The organism is Alteromonas sp. D210916BOD_24 (genome assembly GCF_047159385.1).
Classification (GTDB): domain Bacteria; phylum Pseudomonadota; class Gammaproteobacteria; order Enterobacterales; family Alteromonadaceae; genus Alteromonas.
Map to the genome: position 1 here is coordinate 2,705,734 of NZ_AP038333.1, position 19,176 is coordinate 2,724,909.

A 19,176-nucleotide genomic window follows, 5' to 3' on the forward strand; every position below is an offset into this window, starting at 1 on the left:
CTCGTTTGCTAACCGTGGGTTAATTACCTTACTTTGTTAAAATGTCTCGGGTTTGGTGATTTTTCTAAAGTTAACGCCTCCCTATGTCGATAGAAAGTCATTACAAGGTAAAAATATACTGCATATCTCAGAATTTGACTGTGAATTGATTCTGCTAATTTCACCACACAGTAGGTCATTCTAAGATACGCTAAGCCACAGCCTTTGTTGGCATCAGAAAATTGGGACGTACCACGCTTTCGCACTGCTTCTCATGTTCTGATATAAAACGCATGACAAAGCAAAGTGATATATTCAGTTTACCGCGTTTAGTTGCTGAATAACTCTTTTTCAAAAAATGGTATCCGGATACACATAATGACATTAAGAATTATCGCCAAGTTAGATGTGAAACCTCCCTACGTGGTAAAACCGGTTCATTTCGAAGGTTTACGTAAGGTTGGTACACCAGCTGAATTGGCACACAAGTATTACAAACAGGGAGCGGATGAAATTATCTATATTGATATCGTTGCTTCGCTGTATCAAAGAGAACTGTTAATTCCTTATATCAAGGAAACCTCTGAAAGCGTGTTAGTTCCGCTGGGTGTAGGCGGCGGTGTAAGAAACCTAAATGATTTTTCAAACCTCTTTCACTCCGGTGCCGATAAAGTGTTGATCAACACCGAGGTTGTCCAACACAACCCAGATCTTATCAATCAAGCGTCCCAAACCTTCGGTGCACAATCGGTGGTACTCAATATAGAAGCCAAACAATTACCTTCTGGCGTGTGGGAATGCTATACAGATTGCGGTCGAATCCGGTCGTCCAGAAATGTTCTTGAGTGGGTAACAGAAGCCGCACAACGAGGCGCTGGAGAAATTGTCCTACAGTCTGTGGATCGAGATGGAAGACGTCGTGGTTTCGATCTTGATTTAATACAACAAGTGGTCAACCTGGTGGATATCCCCGTGGTAGCTGCAAGCGGTGCAGGTACCCTTGAGGATATATTAAAAGTGGCGCAAATCCCCAACCTGGGAGGAATAGCCATCGCCTCCTTATTACACTATGACGAATATACCATTGAAGATATTCGCGTATTTTTAAGAGAGCATGGAGTAGAGGTGTAATCATGTCAGACATTATTGGGATTATCGATACAGGCAGAGCTGGCAACACCTTTAGCATTAAGCAGTGCATCAACCTTGCCGGAGGGAAATGGATTGATGTACTAGATGCCAACGCCCTTGATAGCGTAGACAAAATTGTACTTCCCGGTGTTGGCGCATTTCACGACGCCATGCACGAACTCGCGACTCACGGCTTGGTTGAAGCGTTGCAACAGCAAATTAAACGCAAGCCAACCCTGGGCATTTGTTTAGGGATGCAAATTATGGCGCGAATTGGATTCGAGCATGGCAAGACAGAAGGCCTGAACATTTTTGACGCAGAAGTAAAGCCTATGTTGTGTGAAGGTAAAGTGCCACACATGGGTTTCAACAAAATACAACTTGTTGAAGAAAACAAAATTCTAAAGGGTGTTGAAGATGAACTCTTTTACTTTATGCATTCATACGAACTCGTCAACTATACCGATATTGCCAGTTTAACTACCTACAATAGCCATCAGTTTGTTTCCGCTATTGCTAAAGGCGATATTTTCGGCGTGCAATTTCATCCTGAAAAAAGTCGCGATGCCGGTGTTCAAATTTTCAAGAATTTTATCGATTATTAAAGACGGAGAGCAAGATGTCCGAAACTACAGGTAAATACGGATTGCCGCTTAAAGTAGAGTTTTGTAAACGTTGTACTATGAATAATCAGCGGCCCTCTTCTACTGTCGAATTTAAGCAAAAAGCGAATGAAAAGAAGCGTACCCTAGCCTTTGATGAAGAAGGGGTGTGCGAAGCCTGTCGCTATGCAGAAAAAAAACGTACTATCGACTGGAGCGAACGCAATCTTGAACTTGAAGAATTGTGCAACAGATTCAGACGGGATGACGGCAGATACGATGTTGTTGTACCTGGTAGCGGCGGAAAGGACAGCATTCAAGCAGCGCATTTGTTGAAGTACAAATACAACATGAACCCTATTTTGGTTACCTGGCCACCTGCAATATATACCAAAATTGGCAGACAAAATTTTGATGCATGGCTCAATGCGGGTTTTGCCAACTATACCTATAACCAAAATCGCAAACTGCATCGATTTCTTACCAAGTCAGCGTTCGAAAATTTAGGGCATCCATTCCAGCCTTTTATCTTAGGTCAAAAGAATCTGGCACCACGATTGTCTGTTTTGCTTGATATCCCCTTGGTTATTTTTGGTGAAAACGAAGCCGAATACGGCAACGCCATCGAAGACAATGAAAAGCCTACCCGTGATTCAAAGTATTTCACATCAAAAGATGCCATTAGCGATTTGGTGTTAGGCGGTATTCCGGCCATTGACTTACTAAACGATTTCGGATTTAAACTCTCTGACCTTGAGGCTTATTTTCCAGTCAAACCAGAGGCAATTGAAAAGACCGGCACCGAAGTTCACTATCTTGGGTATTACGTAAAATGGCATCCTCAGGAAGCATACTATTACTCAGTAGAAAACTCTGATTTCCAACCCAACTTCCATAGAACAGAGGGCAGCTTCAGTAAATACAGCTCACTGGACGACAAAATAGATTGGCTTCACTACCATACCACCACTATCAAATTTGGTATTGGAAGAGCAACGTACGATACCGCGCAGGAAATCCGCAACGGGGACATTACCCGTGAAGAAGGTGTTGCACTGGTGAAGCGCTTTGATGGCGAGTTCCCGGAGCAATATATCCAAGATTGTTGTGACTACATGGGCATTTCTTTGCAGCGTTATCACGATGTGATAGAAAAATTCAGAAGTCCCCACCTGTGGAAAAAGGTCAATGGAAAATGGGAGTTAACCCAACCTATCTGGGCGACTAAATAACAACATAGAGAACGCTAATTGTTGTACTCGGTACGACATATGGAGATGTAACAAAGGCAGTCTATAGAAGAATACTTCAATTGAGACTGCCTTTTTTTGTTGTTGCGCCGCTGCTCGGCTCAACATCATTTAACGCTATATTTCACCATTTAACTGCCTTTGCATGGTTTCCATTTCAAGTGAATAGTCACAGCGCTTGTTCCAAGCCGTTCGATAATCTTTCTTCATCGCTTTGATACAATCTTTCCATATGTTTAGCGACGTTTCAAACCATTGCAACGTCTTTTCCTCATCGGCATAAAGGTACAACAAACTGATCAAAGGACAATGAAAATACAGCATACTGCCTTTCATAACGTGATAAAGGTGGCCGTATTTTCTTCCTCGATAAGCGTATACCACTCGCGACTGGGCTTTCAGTAAATCTGACGCCTCTTTTCTGGTACTGTAAGGTCTTTCAGCTATCTCAATTAAGTAATCACATAGAGACTCAAATTCCTCAATACCCACCAACTTTTCGGGTTCTGAGAAGTGCATCTCGGTAAAAAATTCAGTTTTAATTTTCTCAACAACCTCACGCTTGTCTCTGATGTGGGGGGTATTGAGTACATCTTCTGCCTCTAATGGAGTAGCTTTTTTGATCTTCGCTCCTGCCCCAACGTTGTAATATTGAGTCTTAGGGGTATTTTTTATGAGCGATTCCATTTGCTGTTTCGCTTGAACCATCAGACTGAGGGCTCTTACTTCACCACCTAAATTTCCTTCGAGTCTATGCGTAGCTCCGGATGTATTAATAGTAAACGCTTCGTTGTGATCTTCTTCATTATAAATGCTGAATTTAGAATGCGTTGGCCCAGTTATTGGGTAGCCATTGTCCACGCCAAATAAATATATTTCACCAAATCCAAACGTTGCAGCAAACGATAAAGCAGTGTTGGCCACGAGAGGGCCACAATTTGGTAATGCTGGTAAAAATCTATGTTGGGTAGTGTAAAAAGTATTTTGAGAGAGCAACGAACCAGCCTCTGGCCCTTTTAGACTAATACCTGACCACTTATAAAGGGGAGGAACTTCAGGGTACATAACATCAACAGCAAGCAAATTTAGGTCTTGGAGTTTCGCAAGATCGATGGTTTCAACTAAATAGTCATAGGTGGTTTTAGGTCGCTCTACTAGCACATGAAAGTCAGGCTTGATTCCTATTTTAATCAGTGTATTTAACGCCGTACCCGCAGCAAAAATAATCACATTATCCTGATTTTCTTTAAGGACTTCGATGGCCTCATCAAGGGATGGGCCATTGGCCACCACATATGCAGTTAAATCTTTGAACCCTGTTTTTTTCGCCTCTTCAGGTAGTAACACAGGGCAATGGTTTTCATTTACATTCTCAATGGTATGGGCCAAGCCAGTTACTGCATCGTTGTAAAACCCATAACCTAACTGTAACAGGCTGAATTGTTCGAAGAATTCCTCGATCAGGGCATTAATTTGCTTACCGGGTGTGTGCTGATAACAGAAACTACTAATTAAAGAAGAGGGACCGAAATTATCGACAATATATTTTAATTCATCGAAGAAAGTTTCATAGGTCACGCCTACTTGTAAAAACAAACAACCACTTTGAACATCAGACTTTTCTAGTATAGAAACCCAGTCTGTACAAAATAGGCTGGCATAAAACGACTCAAAATCGGGCTCACAGATAAAGACGTAGTCAAACGAATAACGTTCCACTAAAATTGAAACGGCATAACCTAAGCCTACGCCAAACATCATACAGGTAGGATAGTGCTCTGGTAGCGAAGTTAATTTTTTTTCATGAGACAAGTTTGCGTCGATAAAATTTTGCGCCAAATCGACCATATATTTAACGTGTAACCGCTTATCAGACTTAGTGCCTTCATTCACTGTTGAATACAGTTCTGAGCGACCAAATGAGGCGCTTTCGGTGTAGCGTTTGACTTGTTCTTCCGATTGCTCATATGGATTATCTCCATACAAGGGTATTTTACTGTCGGATGGAATAAAGTTGCCATATCCCGATGGGCTTGCAATTACTTTAAAGTCGTTTCTGGGCTTGTAGTTTTTAATTTGGCTATGGAGCTTGGGAAAATATTTCTCAAAAGCATTGAGATTATTTTGGAAGCGCTGCTTTGACTCTTTGTCAAATTCCACCTGACGCAGCTTTTGAGATTGAATATCTTGTATACGCGTTTCTAGTTGCTTAAGCGTGTCTTCTATTTTGTCCATTGGTAAGCGAACCCTAATAATGTTTTGTAGACTTCAATGCACTTTTCTTATTAAAAGGAGAAATTATATCAACTAATACTTTGCTTCGCTCTTTCAACTGACTGTCTTCATCGGTTAACCATTGAGCCACTTCATAAAGATAAGTTCTCTCTTCTTCACCTAGCGCAACCAAGTCCTCTTTACTCAACCCTCGCAATGCAATATCCAATTTATCTGCTGTTTCATTGGCCTCTGCATAGTTTTCTTTTTCGATTAACGCTGAAAGTGCATCGACTATAGATCTGATTTGTTGTAACGGGTCTTCGGATAACAAGATGGCTTCACCATTTCAAAACGACAGGATGATATCGTTGATTTAAAAAGTAAGAGCAGTATGTCTATGCTGTGAACACGCTGCAACATTTATCTAGTAAATCTATTATAGCAAGTTAGAGCAAGATAAGTGCCACAGCGGATTATAAAGGATATTAACTATTATCTCTGGTAAAACCTGGCAGGGAAGCTAGTTGTCCCATAAGGTAGTCACCTGAGCTTCTCATGGAAGCGATGAGTGTATCTAGAGAGGCATATTTATCGCGAAGACTCGCTTCTAAACGTTGCATACGATACTGGTGATTAGCCACATCGTCATCAAGTTCATCTTGTTGAACGTTTATCAAATCTTCACGTTGTTTTAAAATACCACTGCTGTCTACATAGTTTTCTAAAATTTTGCCGAAAGTGTCTGCCAACCCACCGGCATTAGTAAAGAGTTTACCGACGTCTGCATAGTTTTCGTCAAGCGCTTCCTGAACGCTTCTCACCACATTCTCTTTCTCTAATTTTCCACTTTCATTCAAAGAAAGACCGATATCGAATATTGTTTCGAAGTTACCTGCACCACTTATCTGTGTAGTAAGGGCATTGGTTAGCTGATTCTTTATCGAACGTACAGTGGCGTCGCCAAACAGCGGCGATGATACCAAAGACGACTGCTGGCTAATCATATCGATGGTATTATTAAAGGCTTGAACAAACTCATCAATTTTTGTGCTTACCCCTTCCTTGTCAAAGTTAACATCTGCATTGGCCACTTCACCGGACTCGCTAACTCGACGGGCAGTAATACTCAAACCTTGGACGGCGTCACTAAAAACGTTGCTTGAATTGGTTACCTGAATACCATCAACTTCGATAATAGCATCTTGGGCGACATCTTCAGGCGCAATTGTCATCCCACCGGCGCCACCGCCGTTTGCGACGGTAGACAACCTGTCTAACTCAGCGTTGTTATTAGTGATAACCAGATCATTTCCTGCACCAGCTTCGAATGACTCGATAACTAATAAACTCTCAGAGCCAGTATTGATGATGTTGGCAGAAACCCCGAAGCTCCCGTTAGTATTGTTAATGGCCTGACGAATATCTTCTAGCGTTGCACCCGCTTCAATATCGATATCAAAAGAGTTAGCCCCCGCTGAAAACGTCAAAGTGCTGGCACTTGACGTAATGACTTCATCTGCAGAGGTAAACGTACTGGCAGGATCCGACTGAGCTCGGCTACCTTGGGCAAGTTGCGTAACGCTGATGTCAAATGACCCAGTAGTAGCGGTATTATCAGCAGTCACCGAGACAAGATCGCCCAGCGACGACGCACTATCAGGTTGACGAACATTAGCGGTACGCTTGTTAAATTCTTCGGGATCCGAGAGGCTTTCAAAGACATCTTGAAGCTTACTCATCACCGACTTAATTGCACCGATACTAGTAAGTTGCACAGACAATTCTGATTCTCTTTGCGAGAATTTTTGCAATTTGGGTTGGTTAGACGCTTGTACAGTCGCTGATATAATCGCTTCTAAATCTAAACCAGACCCGACTCCTGCATTAGTAATTGTCATAGAAACCTCTCGACGCTTAAGTATTAAAGTTCAGCATTAATGAGTATACCAGATGAAAAATGATTCGACATTTTTCCTGACTTACCGTTTATGTTATCGGCAATATCATTTAATACTTGAGCAATCTCTCGTAACTCCTTGGGGGGAATCTCTCTGATAATATCCCCGCTCTCGCTGTCTACCACTTTGACGATAGGTGGATCATTTATGTCGTCAAATTCAAACACGAGATTTTTTGACTGCAGTGAAAGCTGTTCATTTACCACTTCTAACTGTTTAACAATCGCTTGATTGTCTATATTAGAAGCTTCTTCAACATTTCCCTTCTCTAACTCAACGTTATCCGCCTGTTTGGTTTTATCGGCAACAGCGGACTGTGCAAAAATCTGGGCTGATATCTTAGCGTCACTTTCCTCACCTCGACTATTGGCTGCCGCGGTTCGCTGAGTATCGGTTAGCGAAGGACTATAATTACTAGGTTCTGGTACATTAGTTACAGACATATAAACCTCCTAGAAAGTTAACTCAACGTTATCAGCCGTCAAATAATGTTACTAATAACGGGTCAACTGACTTAAAGACTGAGCTTAAAAGCGCAGTCCAAATAATCTAACTTAAGCTTCGCGCGACAATTTTCGCAAAGCTTAAGTTAATCACCAGCGGTTTATAGTAAGCTTAATGCCAACTGAGGACGCTGGTTAGCTTGCGCTAGAATTGACTGTGAAGCCTGTTGCAAAATTTGGTTCTGCGTAAGCTTAGCTGTTTCAGCTGCAAAATCCGCATCTTTGATACGCGATTTCGCCGCAGATAAGTTTTCAGCTATGTTGGCTTGGTTGTCAATTGAAGACTGAAATCGGTTTTGCACCGCACCTAATTCAGCGCGTTTCTTGTCCACTACCGCAATAAGATTATCCATACCCGCGAGTACTGCTTGTGCATTTGCCTGAGTAGATACACTGATCCCAGTGGCTTGGAAAACATCTGAAAAGTTGTAGTCTGCACCTGCAGCAGTTCCAGCAGCGGCTTCACTTAAACCTGCTAAGTTGGCTGACAATGCTTCTCCTGTTACCGCGCTAGCAATAGTTGCGATACCAGAAAGAGTGAAGCCGCCATTCGCGCTTAGAGAGTTTGCTGTTCCACCCACGTTTTGCATACTAAAACCAATGGTTTGAACTGCATCTGCACCTACCTGAAAGTTAGCTTCATAAGAACCATCTAGTAAGTTCTGACCACCAAATGTGGTGTCTTCGGCAATACGGTTAACTTCTGACATTAACGCGCGCATTTCTTCTTGAATTGCCAAACGGTCTTCGTCAGTGTTTGAGCCGTTCGCGGCCTGAGACGCAAGTGTACGCACACGTTGGAACATGTTTGTCACTTCGTTCATTGCGCCTTCAGCAGTTTGCGCCAATGAGATACCGTCGTTGGCATTACGAATACCTTGGTTCAAACCATTAATTTGGCCGTCAAGGCGGTTTGAAATCTGCAAGCCTGCAGCATCATCAGATGCGCTGTTGATTCGAAAGCCAGAAGACAGGCGTTGAAACGCTTGGTCAAGATTATTTCCAGAGTTCATCAACTGACGCTGTGCATTCAGTGAACTAACATTAGTGTTTACGAACAAAGCCATAATAGCCTCCGCTTTATTTTTTAATTACTCGAGTCAGTCACCTACCCCTAAGCAACTCCTCTTAGTTAAACGAGCAAACTACAGATATAGGATGCCTAATCAGGTTATCGACCCTATTTCCGCAGGCTTTAATTTTTTTTTAATTTTTTTTGCAAAAAAACCATAAAGCATTGAAAAATAAATATATAAAAAGATGATTTTTTTTAAAAAGCGAGGCGTTAAAACGTAATTAAGTAGCAAATATGACTGAATATACCTACCCATGAACAGTGTTCAATTTTTAGTCTCACACCGTCAGTATTAGTCGTTTTTTGCATAGTTAGAAGACGTTGTTGCTGACTCATTGTTCACATGCTAGAAGATTGGGCTATGGACAAGGTACAGTGGTGAACGTTCAGGTAAATGTATGGTGAGTGAGTACGTAACTCACTTTAGAAATAAGAAGAGAAACAAATGAAGATTGAAAAATTAACGTGGTTAAATGCAAAAACTCCTGCATATGGCAGGAGTTTTTAAGAGGAGAAAAATTCTACTTAACCTTGAAGCAAACTTAATGCCGCCTGTGGACGTTGGTTAGCTTGCGACAAAATGGTTTGCGATGCTTGTTGCAAAATTTGGTTACGCGTCAATTTCGCTGTTTCTGCAGCAAAATCTGCATCTTTGATCCGCGATTTCGCCGCTGACAAGTTTTCAGCAATGTTTGCCTGGTTATTGATGGTCGACTGGAATCGGTTTTGTACCGCACCTAACTCAGCGCGTTTTTTATCAACTACTGCGATAAGGTTATCCATACCACCCAATACTGCCTGAGCCCCTGCCTGGCTAGAAACGCTGATCCCAGTGGCTTGGAAGACATCAGAGAAGGAAAAGTCTGCTGCAACTGAAGTTCCCGCCGCTCCATCACTCAATCCATCTAAGTTTGATTCTAGTGTTTTACCAGTAACTGCACTGGCGATACCCGCAATACCTGACAAGGTAAAGCCACCATTTGCAGAAAGCGAGTTAGCGGTACCGCCAACGTTCTGCATACTAAAACCGATAGTCTGAACTGCATCAGCACCTACCTGGAAGTTAGCTTCATACGAACCGTTTAATAAGTTTTGGCCACCGAATGTGGTGTCTGCTGCCACGCGGTTCACTTCTGACATTAGTGCACGAATTTCTTCTTGGATAGCCAAGCGATCTTCGTCTGTGTTAGAGCCATTGGCGGATTGTGATGCCAAAGTACGTACACGCTGGAACATACTGGTAATTTCATTCATCGCACCTTCTGCGGTTTGCGCTAATGAAATACCATCGTTAGCATTGCGGTTACCCTGCTCTAATCCCATGATTTGCGATTGTAGACGGTCTGAAATTTGAAGACCCGCTGCATCATCTGCTGCACTGTTTATGCGAAAACCTGATGATAACCGTTGAAAAGCTTGATCTAAGCCAAGGTTAGAACTCATCAACTGACGTTGTGCATTTAAAGAACTTACATTTGTATTTACGTATAAAGCCATTTTTCTCTCTCCTCATTCACTTTTGTGAAAGCGGTTGGGCTCTCACCCCCAACCGAATCTCTCTCTTGCTCGCCTGGGCTCTCACCCCCTGACAATTTATGTAACGGCACTTGAAAAAATTACTTGACAGTTTTTTTCAAAAAACGTTAAAAAAAATATAAACACTTGATTAGAAGCCACTTTTATCTTAAAAAAAAAGCCCGTACAAACGGGCTTTTAATGAGATTGAGAGAGAATTCGAGAGAGCGTACTATTAACCTAATAGACTTAATGCAGCCTGAGGACGCTGGTTCGCCTGGGCTAAGATAGTCTGAGAAGCCTGTTGCAAAATCTGGTTTTGCGTCAGCTTTGCTGTTTCTGCTGCAAAGTCTGCATCTTTAATACGCGATTTTGCTGCTGATAAGTTTTCAGCAATATTGGCTTGGTTATTAATGGTTGATTGGAATCGGTTTTGCACCGCACCTAACTCAGCGCGTTTCTTATCCACTACCGCAATCAAATTATCCATACCCGCAAGTACTGCTTGCGCGTTTTGTTGTGTAGAAACGCTGATCCCTGATGCTTGGAACACGCCGGCAAAGTTGTAGTCGGCAGCGCCAGCAGTACCTGTCGCATTATCGCTCACACCTGCAACATTATCAGATAGGGCTTCACCCGTTACTGCACTGGCAATACTCGCGATGCCTGACAACGTAAATCCACCATCAGCAGAAAGTGAATTAGCTGTTCCACCTACGTTCTGCATACTAAAACCGATGGTTTGTACCGCATCCGCACCGACCTGGAAGTTTGCTTCATAGGTTCCGTCTAGCAGGTTCTGACCACCGAACGTAGTGTCTTCTGCAATACGGTTAACTTCCGTCATCAACGCGCGCATTTCTTCCTGAATGGCTAAACGGTCTTCATCAGTATTAGAGCCGTTTGCCGCCTGTGAAGCCAATGTACGCACACGTTGAAACATGCTGGTCACTTCGTTCATCGCACCTTCAGCGGTTTGCGCTAAAGAGATACCATCATTGGCGTTACGGTTACCCTGATTTAAGCCTTGAACTTGCGATTCAAGACGATTTGATATTTGCAAACCTGCCGCATCATCTGACGCGCTATTGATTCGAAAACCTGACGACAAGCGTTGAAACGCTTGATCAAGGTTGTTCCCAGAGTTCATTAACTGACGCTGAGCATTTAACGAGCTTACATTGGTATTTACATATAAAGCCATGCTTACACCCTCAATCTGTGTATTTTAAGTTCTCACCGAAAAACTATTTTCGGCTTACATAGGTTATCGGGCGGCAATCTTTTTCCTTTAATAAAAATTTCATTGCCGTTTAATCACAACCAACTACCCACACCCCATACCACACCTACACCCCCTACAAGGCAATGATTTTCCTCCCATAAGCGGCAAAGAATCAAAACTAGGTCCCACATTTTTTTACCTTTTGAGGCAGTAGAAAATGCGTATAACCCTTTAGCCGATAGCATGCATTGATGTAATAAAAAGCAAGTGTGTTTAACTATCAGGAAAAAAAGCCCGTTTACACGGGCTTTTATGAGAGATTGAGAGAGAATTCGAGAGAGCGTACTATTAACCTAATAGACTTAACGCGGCCTGTGGACGCTGGTTTGCCTGGGCTAAGATAGTCTGAGAAGCCTGTTGCAAAATCTGGTTCTGCGTCAGCTTTGCAGTTTCCGCTGCAAAATCCGCATCTTTAATACGCGATTTCGCTGCAGATAGGTTTTCTGAGATATTAGCTTGGTTATTAATGGTCGACTGGAAACGGTTTTGCACCGCACCTAATTCAGCGCGTTTCTTATCTACAACTGCAATCAGATTATCCATACCCGCCAGTACTGCCTGCGCATTACCTTGAGTTGATACGCTGATCCCAGTCGCTTGAAAGACGTCAGAAAAAGAATAATCTGACGCTGCGTTCGCGCCGGTAGCATTTTCACTCACCCCTTCGAGGTTAGTAGCAAGTACTTCACCGGTAACCTCACTGGCAATACTCGCAATACCTGACAGGGTAAAGCCACCATTAGCCGTTATGGAATTATCTGAACCGCCCACATGTTGCATACTAAAGCCAATGGTTTGTACCGCATCCGCACCGACCTGGAAGTGCGCTTCATAGGTTCCGTCTAGCAGGTTCTGACCACCGAACGTAGTGTCTTCTGCAATACGGTTAACTTCCGTCATCAACGCGCGCATTTCTTCCTGAATGGCTAAACGGTCTTCATCAGTATTAGAGCCGTTTGCCGCCTGTGAAGCCAATGTACGCACACGTTGAAACATGCTGGTCACTTCGTTCATAGCACCTTCAGCGGTTTGCGCTAAAGAGATACCATCATTGGCGTTACGGTTACCCTGATTTAAGCCTTGAACTTGCGATTCAAGACGATTTGATATTTGCAAACCTGCCGCATCATCTGACGCGCTATTGATTCGAAAACCTGACGACAAGCGTTGAAACGCTTGATCAAGGTTATTCCCAGAGTTCATTAACTGACGCTGAGCATTTAACGAGCTTACATTGGTATTTACATATAAAGCCATGCTTACACCCTCAATCTGTGTATTTTAAGTTCTCACCGAAAAACTATTTTCGGCTTACATAGGTTATCGGGCGGCAATCTTTTTCCTTTAGAAAAATAAATTATTGCCGCTTTATCTTTTTTAAGCGGCTAACTATGGCTAATACCAAAAAAAAGCGGAAGGCAAATGCCTTCCGCTTTACTTCCTCTTGAGAGAGAGTTGAGAGTCTTTAAATTAAATTCTCAATTTGGCATGCATAATGCTTTGCATTACACGTGTCAAAAGTTTGTTCACTACGCTTTTGTCATTATGACTTTTGCTATGCCTCCGCTTTTAGCTAGTCATACATTCAGCACCCTTATCATTACCCCTCTTTGCGATAAGGGTGCTTACTCAACTTATCCTTGTAGCAGACTCAATGCCGCCTGTGGACGTTGATTGGCTTGCGACAAAATAGTTTGCGATGCCTGTTGAAGTATTTGGTTACGAGTCAGTTTTGCTGTTTCTGCAGCAAAATCTGCATCTTTGATCCGCGATTTCGCCGCTGATAAGTTTTCAGCAATGTTTGCCTGGTTATTGATGGTCGACTGGAATCGGTTTTGTACCGCACCTAGCTCAGCGCGTTTTTTATCCACCACCGCGATTAAGTTGTCCATACCCGCCAATACCGCTTGTGCATTTTGCTGCGTTGAAACGCTTATGCCTGTTGCTTGGAACACTCCACCAAAGTTATAGTCCGCACCAACGGCTGTACCTGTGGCATTGTCACTTACTCCAGCGACGTTCCCCGATAGGGCTTCTCCTGTCACTGCACTGGCGATACTCGCAATGCCTGAAAGAGTAAATCCTCCGTTAGCTGACAGCGAATTAGCTGTACCGCCAACATTTTGCATACTAAAACCAATAGTTTGTACGGCATCCGCACCGACCTGGAAGTTTGCTTCATAGGAACCATTAAGCAAGTTCTGACCACCAAACGTAGTATCTGCTGCCACACGGTTGACTTCAGACATCAGCGCACGAATTTCTTCTTGAATAGCTAGTCTATCTTCATCTGTGTTAGAACCATTAGCCGACTGGGAAGCCAGCGTTCTAACCCGCTGGAACATGCTGGTGATTTCATTCATCGCACCTTCTGCGGTTTGCGCTAGTGAAATACCGTCGTTGGCGTTGCGGTTACCTTGCTCAAGGCCCATGATCTGTGATTGTAGACGGTCTGAAATTTGAAGACCCGCTGCGTCATCTGCAGCACTGTTGATACGAAAACCAGATGACAAACGTTGGAACGCTTGATCTAAGCCCAGACTAGAACTCATTAGTTGACGCTGAGCATTTAATGAACTAACGTTTGTATTTACATATAAAGCCATTGCTTCTCTCCTCACTCACGTTGGTGAAAGCGGTTGGGCTCTCACCCCCAACCGAATCTCTCTCTAAAATGTCTGGGCTCTCACCCCCTGACAATTTATGTAACGGCAAGGAAAAAAATTACTTGATATTATTTTTTGCTACTGTTTAAAAAAACTATCACATTAAAAAAATAACCTATGAATTTCATTGACTTAAAAAGAAAATAAAATTTCAAATATCTGCTTACACAACACTAATGAACCTCGTATTCCATATATAGCAGTTGAAAAATCTGACAATATCCCCCAGTAAAACACCCCAAAAAACGCATTCGTATTTTGTCAGAAATCTTCTTTTTTCAGTATCTTTCACACCCTTACACAGTATTGTCATCCAAGTGAGATGACAAAATAATCGACTTGTTCTTGCGTTAATATTTGTCATAATCGAAAAGTCACCTCTCATCTTTAGAGTACACATTGAGTATGCACACCGCTTTAGACTACATTCGGTTTTGTTTAAAAACCTGTTATATCGACTACCCTAACCAACTGGATTCGATTAGTTCGTACCTCTCGCCTGCTATTGAACAAACACTCTTCGATACTAACGCTAAATATCAAGGCAAACTAAAACTAAGGGATTGGAAAGACTTGCTACCGCTAGTGCAGACGGAGCCCACTATTGAAGCGGTGTTTTTTTACCGACTGGAACGATTAATTTTCTTGAATAGCCCAGATGAACCGCTCCTACCTTATCTGGCCAGTACAATGAGACGCAGAACAGGTTCTGAAATCTACTACAGTACAGAAATAGGTAAGGGTTTTAATATTCAACACGGTTTTGGCATTGTGATTGGACCGCGCTTCAAAATAGGGGACAACTTTGTGATCCATCAGGGCGTAACCCTTGGACAAAAAAATACCAACAGCCCTAACGAAACGATCAAAATAGGCAATAATGTGACCATTTTCGCCAACGCCAGCATACTGGGAAACATCGAAATTGGTGACAATGCTAAGGTAGGCGCTAATTCTGTTTTGCTGAAAAGCGTTGAGTCAAACGCCGTTTACGCGGGGATCCCAGCAAAGCGGGTCTCGTAACACACAAGACAACCTAATATTAAAAAGTACGAAATAGTGCGGGTGAAACTGAAAGGGAAAAATCTTCACTAGGCGCTTAGTATTCAAGCGCCTCAGCAAAAACTCTTATTAACTAGATTAGCGTTGGGCGTATGCTTCTTGTTTAGCACTTTCTGGGATTTGAACCCAAGCATCACGAATAGGCTCAAGCAAACTATAAGATTCATCCAATAGCGAAGAAAGGTTACTCATGTGCGCTTCATTAATTCTGTCGATTATGTAGCTATACAACGCAAGTAAGTTATTACTCACTTCACCACCGATATCCATATCTAAGGTATCTCTTAAGTAGATTAAGATTGATACTGCTTTGGTGATGTTTTCCGATTTTGCTTCAAAGTCCTTACGTTCGATTGCACCTTTTGCATAAGCGATTCTATCCAGTGCACCCTGCAATAAAAGAAGCGTCAACTTATGAGGATCAGCTGTAGATATTTCTTGCTTCAGAGAACCCTTTTTATAAGCATTGATGCCTTTTAATGACATAACAACTCCAGTTTTCTTTTCTATGGCTTGAACTCTTTGCCAAGCGGCTTACTACCTTTCTACAATATGATATCGACAGCAAGCCCATAAGCTTTAGAAAAAAAGCACAGCTTCTTCAAACCAGAAAATTTTTTTAGATATAGTTGAATAAAGACAGATTACTCACTTGGGGAAACGTCGCCAACGCGGCACTCAACGCAGCTTCTTGTTTAGCGAATTCTGTCGATGCCTCAGCGTAATCTAAATCTTCAATTGCGCCTTTAGCCACCTTTGCAGCTATTTCCATATCTACATTGGTATCATAATTGTTCTGCGCAATATTCAACCTACTGCCCAATGAGGTACGCTCAAAAGACATTTTTTCCATGCCGTTGTCTAAACCGACTAATGCATCAGCAATGGCTTCTTCCAACGCATCATTGTCTATAGTGGGATCTTTCAAGATGCCCTGAATATCGTGTAATGTCTGCGCCATACTCTTTTTTTCAGGTGCGTTAAACGAAATATCAATACTGTCACCTGGCGCCGCTGTCGCTTTAAATTCCATCCCTTGAATAGAAAAAGTCTCACCAGAATTAAATGTTACTGTTTCAACCACAGAGGCCGTCGCCACATGAACCAGTTCAGCCTGGTTACCTGCTAAAAAGTTGATTTGATAATCGTTGTTGGCAGGGGTAACTGGGTCGTAATTGGCGTTGTAGAAATTGTCAAACGCACCTTGCTGCTTAACCGCTGCACTGTCCAAAACCGCTCCACCGTTAACCGCATCGACTGAAAACTTAAAGCGGGAGAAGACATTTTCAAATACTTCGTATCCATTACTGGTAGCCTGTACTTTGGAGCTGCTGGATAACTGAATATAACTTACACCAGTATCACCTTGAAACGTAACAGCATTACCGGCCGCGGCCGGATTGAACGAAAAAGCAGGCTGGGCTGATTGGAAACCAGCGTAAAGGTAATTATCATTTTCATCCTGCGCATTCATCAAGTCGAGAAGTTCGAGCTTAATTTGTTCCAGCTCTTCACCTATGGTGGCTCTATCTGAGGAATTTAGCGAGCTATTGCCCGCTTGTATAACCAAGGTTCTGGCTTTATTGACCGAGTCAGTGATATTGGTCAGTACCGCCTCTTGTAATTCCAACGACCCCCTTACTAAATCGTTGTTGCGTTGAAATTGCGCTAACTCGTCAATTTCCTCAGTAAGGCGTAACACTTTTGCAGCGCCTACAGGGTCATCGCTGGGCGTAAGAAGGCGCTTACCAGAAGACAATTGATTCTGGGTCTTAGCTAAATCGCCCTGATTATTCAAAATCGAGCGCATGTTTTGATCATAAATCTGATTCGTTGATATACGCATAGTTTACCTACCTTGCAGACTGCAAAATGGTATTAAATAAATCCTGGGCAGTGGTCAGAATTCTGGCCGCTGCAGCATAACTTTGCTGGTATTTTATCAAATTTGCAGCTTCTTCATCTAAGCTTACGCCAGAAACGGATTCAAACCAATTTTTTGACTGTATTTTCATCGCTTCAGCCGAGGCTAGTGACACTTCTGCTATTGACGCATCTTCACCAATTCTTCCGACCATAGATGAATAGGCATCTTGAAAAGTACGCGGTGTATTTGCTGATTCACTACTGACCTGTACTTTATTGGCGTTCTGTAAACTGGCCAACTTTAGCGCATTGCTATTGTCATTGAAGCCGTTTTTGTTGTATTCAATCAGAAAGCTATCTCCGGGTTTTGGGATACCTTCTAAACTCAAATCATAACCTGGATAATCGTCAAAACCCGCGTATAAACCCGTGCTGTCTTTTGCTTGTTGGATTAAATTTTTCAGATCGCCTACACCCGTGACAGTAGCAAGTAAGTTGTTGTTATCATCAAATACTTGATAACTGTCTGCAGCCGTGAAGGTAATTCTTCTGGGTGCCGCTGCATCGATATCTTGTGCACCATCAAAGGCAGAGTCACCTACGCCACCCGCTGTACTGGTGTTAGTTGTTACTACATCAATTACATTGGCACTACCTAGGTTCCCCAAACTAGCCTGCACACGCGCGGGATTGGCAAATGCCAAGTCCTCAGGCCGGTTGGTGGCCAGCGTAATATCCGATGCAACTGTTTTTGTAGGCTGAATGAGGAACTCATTACCTACCGTGTAAGGATCGGGACCAGAAAAATCAACCTCAATGCCACCAGTAAGTTCTATTGTTCCAGCAGTGACCGGTAAGCCAACGAATTCAAGTTTTGCACCACTTCCATCGGTTTTAACTGTACCATCTGGGTTTAACAGGGAAACCGTAATAGCTGTAGGTACACCAGCAGCCACAGCAGTGACTTCAATTTTGTAATCCGCATCGGTCAGCTCGGCCCCCTTGCCCTCAACAAGTTGAGCGGTGACGTTGTAGTCTCCCGTAGTATCCTCGTATGCCAAGCCGCGAAAAGTAGGGATATTGTAAATATTGCTTCCCAACTGACCATCTAAATCCATACCGAGCTTATTCTGGCTATTCATCGCATCAGCAAAAGCAATGGATATCTGACCTACATCGCGTATAGCCGGCCCTAATATATCGTTTCTATATCGAAATAAACCGCCTAGCGCGCCGCCCATCTCACTTTCAATAACAGGTATAGAGGTATCGCCTTTATTAGGTGTGCCATGATTCGTTTGTAAAGTCAGTTCTTTAAATGTGAGATCTGCATTAGTGGTAGCCTCAAAAAGGTTAAAGGCACCGTTTTCTAATACCAGTGACTCTCCAGAGGTGAGATTTACGGTTACGGCACCATTTTGAGAGCGACTGTCTTGAACGGTAATCCCCATAATGGATGCAAGCTCATCAATCGCTTTATCCCTCTCATTGAGAAGTGCACTGGGCTGGTCGGCAGTACTGTTGCCATAGGCCACTACAATGCTCTCGTTTAACTCACCGATATTGCCAATAAGCGTATTCGCGCGTTCTATCAATGAACTGAATTCTAAATTAAGTTCATCCTCTTTCTGCAACATAAAGTCAGATAAATTCTTCATTCGCTGGAAAAGGGATTCTGACTTACTTAAAACGACCTCTCGTGATGCGAGGTTAGTTGGATCGTCAGTGGCGGTCTGCAAAGCAGAAAAATACTCGCTTAAGCCTTTAGATACAGAACTTGATTCGCTGGCCAATAGATTATCGATAGTGGCTGTTTTTTGTGAGAACGTTTCAAGCTCACTGACTGCCGTTATATCTCTGCGCAACTGGTTTTGTGCAAATACGTTAACTATGCGTTCTGTGTTGCCAATTTCAACCCCAAAAACATGGCTGTTCTTGAGCTCGGTGCGTTCGCGTACATAACCCGGGGTATTTACGTTGGCAATGTTATTACTGGTAGTTTGCAATAGCTTACTACTGGCGTTTACACCACTACTTGCCAACGAAAATAAATCAACGTAACTCACA

General features: G+C 42.8%; 16 protein-coding genes. 4 read left to right on the plus strand and 12 right to left on the minus strand.

What is annotated here, in order from left to right:
- Positions 1–357: 357 nt before the first annotated feature.
- Genes hisF through ACMCM8_RS11815 form a run of 3 tightly spaced genes read left to right on the plus strand, consistent with a single transcriptional unit; the run spans position 358 to position 2,944 of the window.
- Positions 358–1,110, plus strand: a complete 753-nt coding sequence (hisF, locus tag ACMCM8_RS11805) for an imidazole glycerol phosphate synthase subunit HisF (RefSeq protein WP_412722814.1) — start codon at positions 358–360, stop codon at positions 1,108–1,110.
- 2 nt (positions 1,111–1,112) lie between these two features.
- Positions 1,113–1,715, plus strand: coding sequence for an imidazole glycerol phosphate synthase subunit HisH (gene hisH, locus ACMCM8_RS11810; RefSeq protein WP_412722815.1), 603 nt, complete (start codon positions 1,113–1,115; stop codon positions 1,713–1,715).
- A 14-nt stretch (positions 1,716–1,729) separates the two neighbouring features.
- On the plus strand, positions 1,730–2,944 hold the full coding sequence (locus tag ACMCM8_RS11815; RefSeq protein ID WP_412722816.1) for an N-acetyl sugar amidotransferase: 1,215 nt from the start codon (positions 1,730–1,732) through the stop codon (positions 2,942–2,944).
- A gap of 135 nt (positions 2,945–3,079) precedes the next feature.
- Here ACMCM8_RS11815 and ACMCM8_RS11820 read toward each other — a convergent pair whose 3' ends face one another.
- The 9 genes from ACMCM8_RS11820 to ACMCM8_RS11860 all read right to left on the minus strand — a co-directional run bounded on the left by ACMCM8_RS11820 (position 3,080) and on the right by ACMCM8_RS11860 (position 14,121).
- Positions 3,080–5,197, minus strand: coding sequence for a motility associated factor glycosyltransferase family protein (locus tag ACMCM8_RS11820; protein WP_412722817.1), 2,118 nt, complete (start codon positions 5,195–5,197; stop codon positions 3,080–3,082).
- Between the two features lie 13 nt (positions 5,198–5,210).
- Entirely contained in the window at positions 5,211–5,510 is a 300-nt protein-coding gene (locus ACMCM8_RS11825; protein WP_412722818.1) for a hypothetical protein, read from the minus strand.
- Positions 5,511–5,664: 154 nt separating this feature from the next.
- The gene (gene fliD / locus ACMCM8_RS11830) at positions 5,665–7,077 is read right to left on the minus strand and encodes a flagellar filament capping protein FliD (RefSeq protein WP_412722819.1); all 1,413 of its coding nucleotides are present in this window, start codon (positions 7,075–7,077) and stop codon (positions 5,665–5,667) included.
- A gap of 23 nt (positions 7,078–7,100) precedes the next feature.
- The gene (locus ACMCM8_RS11835) at positions 7,101–7,580 is read right to left on the minus strand and encodes a flagellar protein FlaG (protein WP_412722820.1); all 480 of its coding nucleotides are present in this window, start codon (positions 7,578–7,580) and stop codon (positions 7,101–7,103) included.
- A 161-nt stretch (positions 7,581–7,741) separates the two neighbouring features.
- Positions 7,742–8,707 (minus strand): flagellin, encoded by a 966-nt coding sequence (locus ACMCM8_RS11840; protein ID WP_412722821.1) that lies wholly within the window; start codon positions 8,705–8,707, stop codon positions 7,742–7,744.
- 533 nt (positions 8,708–9,240) lie between these two features.
- Positions 9,241–10,212, minus strand: coding sequence for a flagellin (locus ACMCM8_RS11845; protein ID WP_412722822.1), 972 nt, complete (start codon positions 10,210–10,212; stop codon positions 9,241–9,243).
- A gap of 253 nt (positions 10,213–10,465) precedes the next feature.
- The gene (locus ACMCM8_RS11850) at positions 10,466–11,434 is read right to left on the minus strand and encodes a flagellin (protein ID WP_412722823.1); all 969 of its coding nucleotides are present in this window, start codon (positions 11,432–11,434) and stop codon (positions 10,466–10,468) included.
- A 369-nt stretch (positions 11,435–11,803) separates the two neighbouring features.
- A complete protein-coding gene (locus ACMCM8_RS11855; protein ID WP_412722824.1) occupies positions 11,804–12,772 on the minus strand; it encodes a flagellin in 969 nt (322 codons plus the stop codon).
- A 377-nt stretch (positions 12,773–13,149) separates the two neighbouring features.
- On the minus strand, positions 13,150–14,121 hold the full coding sequence (locus ACMCM8_RS11860; protein WP_412722825.1) for a flagellin: 972 nt from the start codon (positions 14,119–14,121) through the stop codon (positions 13,150–13,152).
- A 465-nt stretch (positions 14,122–14,586) separates the two neighbouring features.
- Here ACMCM8_RS11860 and ACMCM8_RS11865 point away from each other — a divergent pair, with 465 nt between their 5' ends.
- Complete coding sequence (locus tag ACMCM8_RS11865; protein ID WP_412727706.1) at positions 14,587–15,204, plus strand: serine O-acetyltransferase; 618 nt, start codon at positions 14,587–14,589, stop codon at positions 15,202–15,204.
- 117 nt (positions 15,205–15,321) lie between these two features.
- On the opposite strand, the gene fliS is transcribed toward ACMCM8_RS11865, so the two are convergent.
- The 3 genes from fliS to flgK form a co-directional block, all read right to left on the minus strand.
- A complete protein-coding gene (gene fliS / locus ACMCM8_RS11870) occupies positions 15,322–15,729 on the minus strand; it encodes a flagellar export chaperone FliS (RefSeq protein ID WP_412722826.1) in 408 nt (135 codons plus the stop codon).
- A gap of 133 nt (positions 15,730–15,862) precedes the next feature.
- Positions 15,863–17,089 carry a flagellar hook-associated protein FlgL gene (gene flgL / locus ACMCM8_RS11875; RefSeq protein WP_412722827.1) on the minus strand — a complete coding sequence of 409 codons (1,227 nt, stop codon included), beginning with the start codon at positions 17,087–17,089 and terminating at the stop codon, positions 15,863–15,865.
- A 7-nt stretch (positions 17,090–17,096) separates the two neighbouring features.
- Positions 17,097–19,175 (minus strand): flagellar hook-associated protein FlgK, encoded by a 2,079-nt coding sequence (gene flgK, locus ACMCM8_RS11880; RefSeq protein ID WP_412722828.1) that lies wholly within the window; start codon positions 19,173–19,175, stop codon positions 17,097–17,099.
- Position 19,176: the final 1 nt, after the last annotated feature.

What these genes read in the sequence shown, in the direction of transcription:
- fliS (WP_412722826.1), bottom strand. Translation starts at nt 15,729, where the DNA reads ATGTCATTAAAAGGCATCAATGCTTATAAAAAGGGTTCTCTGAAGCAA.
- ACMCM8_RS11835 (WP_412722820.1), bottom strand. Translation starts at nt 7,580, where the DNA reads ATGTCTGTAACTAATGTACCAGAACCTAGTAATTATAGTCCTTCGCTA.
- ACMCM8_RS11850 (WP_412722823.1), bottom strand. Translation starts at nt 11,434, where the DNA reads ATGGCTTTATATGTAAATACCAATGTAAGCTCGTTAAATGCTCAGCGT.
- ACMCM8_RS11820 (WP_412722817.1), bottom strand. Translation starts at nt 5,197, where the DNA reads ATGGACAAAATAGAAGACACGCTTAAGCAACTAGAAACGCGTATACAA.
- hisH (WP_412722815.1), top strand. Translation starts at nt 1,113, where the DNA reads ATGTCAGACATTATTGGGATTATCGATACAGGCAGAGCTGGCAACACC.
- ACMCM8_RS11845 (WP_412722822.1), bottom strand. Translation starts at nt 10,212, where the DNA reads ATGGCTTTATACGTAAATACAAATGTAAGTTCTTTAAATGCACAACGT.
- flgL (WP_412722827.1), bottom strand. Translation starts at nt 17,089, where the DNA reads ATGCGTATATCAACGAATCAGATTTATGATCAAAACATGCGCTCGATT.
- hisF (WP_412722814.1), top strand. Translation starts at nt 358, where the DNA reads ATGACATTAAGAATTATCGCCAAGTTAGATGTGAAACCTCCCTACGTG.
- ACMCM8_RS11855 (WP_412722824.1), bottom strand. Translation starts at nt 12,772, where the DNA reads ATGGCTTTATATGTAAATACCAATGTAAGCTCGTTAAATGCTCAGCGT.
- ACMCM8_RS11865 (WP_412727706.1), top strand. Translation starts at nt 14,587, where the DNA reads ATGCACACCGCTTTAGACTACATTCGGTTTTGTTTAAAAACCTGTTAT.
- ACMCM8_RS11815 (WP_412722816.1), top strand. Translation starts at nt 1,730, where the DNA reads ATGTCCGAAACTACAGGTAAATACGGATTGCCGCTTAAAGTAGAGTTT.
- ACMCM8_RS11860 (WP_412722825.1), bottom strand. Translation starts at nt 14,121, where the DNA reads ATGGCTTTATATGTAAATACAAACGTTAGTTCATTAAATGCTCAGCGT.
- fliD (WP_412722819.1), bottom strand. Translation starts at nt 7,077, where the DNA reads ATGACAATTACTAATGCAGGAGTCGGGTCTGGTTTAGATTTAGAAGCG.
- ACMCM8_RS11840 (WP_412722821.1), bottom strand. Translation starts at nt 8,707, where the DNA reads ATGGCTTTGTTCGTAAACACTAATGTTAGTTCACTGAATGCACAGCGT.